This window comes from Lyngbya aestuarii BL J, assembly GCF_000478195.2.
Taxonomy (GTDB): domain Bacteria; phylum Cyanobacteriota; class Cyanobacteriia; order Cyanobacteriales; family Microcoleaceae; genus Capilliphycus; species Capilliphycus aestuarii.
On record NZ_AUZM01000150.1, the window covers coordinates 1 to 3,407 of the forward strand.

Annotated in this window: 2 protein-coding genes and 1 pseudogene; all 3 read left to right on the forward strand. The window is 45.1% G+C overall.

Going from position 1 to position 3,407, the window contains the following annotated elements:
* Positions 1 to 298: 298 nt before the first annotated feature.
* Positions 299 to 1,465 carry a sulfate adenylyltransferase gene (gene sat / locus M595_RS26965; protein ID WP_023069755.1) on the forward strand — a complete coding sequence of 389 codons (1,167 nt, stop codon included), beginning with the start codon at positions 299 to 301 and terminating at the stop codon, positions 1,463 to 1,465.
* Positions 1,466 to 2,315: 850 nt separating this feature from the next.
* Positions 2,316 to 3,074 (forward strand): caspase family protein, encoded by a 759-nt coding sequence (locus M595_RS26970; RefSeq protein WP_023069769.1) that lies wholly within the window; start codon positions 2,316 to 2,318, stop codon positions 3,072 to 3,074.
* Positions 3,055 to 3,407: pseudogene (locus M595_RS26975) on the forward strand (caspase family protein); the annotation flags it as partial. The gene M595_RS26970 and the pseudogene M595_RS26975, both read left to right, overlap by 20 nt.

Here is a 3,407-nt window from a genome sequence, read left to right on the forward strand (position 1 = left end):
GTCAGTCTATTTTGCTTCTAGGATACCTGTTTTAACACATTTAAAAATCTTTCTGCCGACAGAAATCTGTTGCTTTTCCGGTTGATAGACGCTTGAACTTGACAAATTTTATATTTTATGAATATGCCTTTCCCCGCAAAGAATAGTGGGCAGACTCAACGGCGATCGCCTGTTTTGACAATAAAATTATCACAAATAGGTATATTTACATAAAAACACTGGGCGATCACAGGTTAAGATAAGTAGTCAGAAAAACTTAATATTTTCTCTAACTTGTCGTTCACCTAGAGAGGTCCCCTTGAGTCAGCAGAAAGACGCAATTGCTCCCCACGGTGGAGAACTAATAAACCGCATTGCCTCCCCTGAACAACGGCAGGAATTTCTCGAAAAAGCCGACTTCCTACCTGTCGTTCAACTCGATGAGCGAACCCTGTCCGACCTAGAAATGATTGCCATCGGTGGATTTAGCCCTTTAACAGGCTTCATGGAACAGGCAGACTATGAAACAGTCGTCAGTGATATGCGCCTGAGTAACGGCTTACCTTGGTCTGTTCCGATTACCTTGTCCGTTACCCAAGAGGTGGCAACACCCTTAGTCGAAGGAAATTTAATTCGTCTAGACTCTCCTTCTGGTAAGTTTGTCGGTGTCCTCAAGTTGACACAGAAATATACTTACGACAAAGAAAAAGAAGCACTCAACGTCTATGGGACGACAGAAGACAAGCACCCCGGTGTGAAAGTCGTCTACGAACAAGGGCCGATTAATCTCGCAGGCCCCGTGTGGTTACTCGAGCGTGATGATCACCCCTTATTCCCCCAATATCAGCTTGATCCTGCCGTATCTCGGGCTTTATTTTGGGAAAGAGGATGGAAAACAATTGTGGGTTTCCAAACCCGTAACCCCATCCACCGCGCTCACGAATACATTCAAAAATGCGCCTTAGAAACCGTTGACGGTTTATTTTTGCATCCCCTTGTCGGAGCCACTAAGTCCGATGACATTCCTGCTGATGTGCGGATGCGCTGCTACGAAATTTTGATGTCCGGGTATTATCCCAAAGATCGGGTAATTTTAGCAATCAACCCGGCTGCCATGCGTTATGCAGGCCCGAGAGAAGCGATTTTTCATGCGCTTGTCCGCAAAAACTACGGTTGTACTCACTTTATTGTGGGTCGTGATCATGCAGGTGTGGGTGATTATTATGGCACCTATGATGCTCAACATATTTTCGAGGAGTTTGAACCCTCGGAGTTGGGGATCATCCCGATGAAGTTTGAACACGCCTTCTACTGTACCCTTACTAAGGGGATGGCAACCAGCAAAACCAGTCCGAGTAAACCAGATCAACGGATTCACCTATCTGGAACCAAAGTTCGGGAAATGTTGCGTCGGGGTGAAATGCCACCGCCGGAATTCTCTCGTCCTGAAGTCGCGGCAGAATTAGTCAAAGCCATGCAGGGTTAAGTCTGTCAGTCAGATTTCTGTTTGGCTTCGGAGTTGATCAGAACTTCCCTTTATTCCTGTGCTGATTAGTAATCTTCAAATAGTCTGAGGATGAACCTCAGCATAACCTATCCTAAGAAGGTTAGGGTGCATCTAGGATGAAGGGGATTGTCGCGATTACACCGAATTATTTATATAAAATCAACCGAGAGCTTAAATTTTTAGATCACCTCTTAATCCCAGCAGGGCTGTTTGATTGGCGTGGAGATCGGAAGATTAGCCTTTTTACCCGATCAAGCGTGACCATTTTTGTGGTGAGACTAAAATAGGCCAGGCTTAATCCCCAGAGGTTTTTACTGATTAATTGACAGTCTCTGAGAAAATTGCAGGGATAGGGGTATATAGCAGTACAAAATTAGGTTAGGACATTCCTAAGTCCTAGAACCCTTTGACAGTCCACTTTTGCCAGATGAGCTGTTGCCTCTTGCCTAGCGCGTAGCGCTATATTGATTGCATGAAGCACGATACAATTTCAGTCAGTGCAGTTAAGTTTGGCTCGATTATGCCGATCAGGGGTTGAGTGGATGGATAAACTTCTTCACTCAAAGTAGAGAGCTGTTAAAATGCTAGAAACTGCCGCTTGCCTATTGAGTTCAGTCGGTCTTTGAGAGATCGTCAGGTGAAAAGGCTCAAAACAATAGATCATAAAAGGACAAAGGAAAGCAAGTTGAACATTTGCTAACCTGACCGATTGAGGAAAATAGCTGGATTGATAGAACAATCGTTGAGCATCCTCGACCTAGTATGGTATTTAATGAAGTGAAAAAAGTGAGAAGTTTTCAGCAGCCGGGTAGGATGTCAGGGAGAGAGAATGGGACTACAACGACGGGAATTTTTGCAACGGGCTAGTCTACTGCTAGCAGCACTGGGAATCAGTGAAACACAATGGTGGATGGGTAGCGAACGCTATTACCAAGCCCTCGCTCAACCGACTCGCCGGAAGTTAGCACTGCTTGTCGGAATCAATCAATATCCAGGCAGTAGTAGCGGCTTTGAGCCGTTACGAGGGTGCATTACTGATATCGAACTTCAACGAGAACTCTTGACCTGTCGCTTTGGGTTCACGGATTCAGATATTATCACGCTGAGTAATGAGAAGGCGACTCGTGAAAATATTGAAAATGCCTTTATTACTCATCTGATCGAACAAGCGAAACCCGGTGATGTCGTTGTTTTTCATTTCAGTGGCTATGGGAGTTCTATTCCCCGATCAAATTCAACGACCAATTCCTCAACGAGTCAGAATGCTTTAGTGCCTGTTGATGGGACTTCTAGCACGACAGAAGATGGCGAGATTAATGACTTACTAGAGGATACACTCTGGTTACTGCTGCGATCGCTGCCGACTGATCAAGTCATTACAGTTCTTGACACCAGCTATGCTTATCCGGGATTTAGCCAACAGGGGGCTTTTCACATTCGTTCGAGTGCGAGTCCCAATACTTCTAAAATCTCCCAAGCTGAACAAGATTTTCAAGATCAACTCTTGTCTCAATTGAACTTATCGAGAGAACAACTCGAAAAACGCCGTCCCAATCAATTTCCGGGTATTGTGCTCTTCCGATCTTAAACCTTCACAAGTCGCCGTTGAAATTAACTGGGATAACTGGAGTGCGGGATTATTTACCCATACTCTCACCCAAACCCTGTGGTCAGCATTTCCGGCCGATAGCCTGCAATCGAGTTTAATTCAAGTTGCAGGTGTAGTTGAACAAACGATGGGTGTTGCTCAACAACCCCAACTCTACAAAGAACTCTCCTCGGGTTCAGAATCTCGCCTAACGGATAAACCGCTTGCTCTTAAAAATTTATTATCCAATTCCTCTGGCGCAGGGGGAGTGATCAAGGCGGTAGAAGATAATGGAAAAACCGCTAAACTCTTGTTGAGCGGTCTACCTGCATC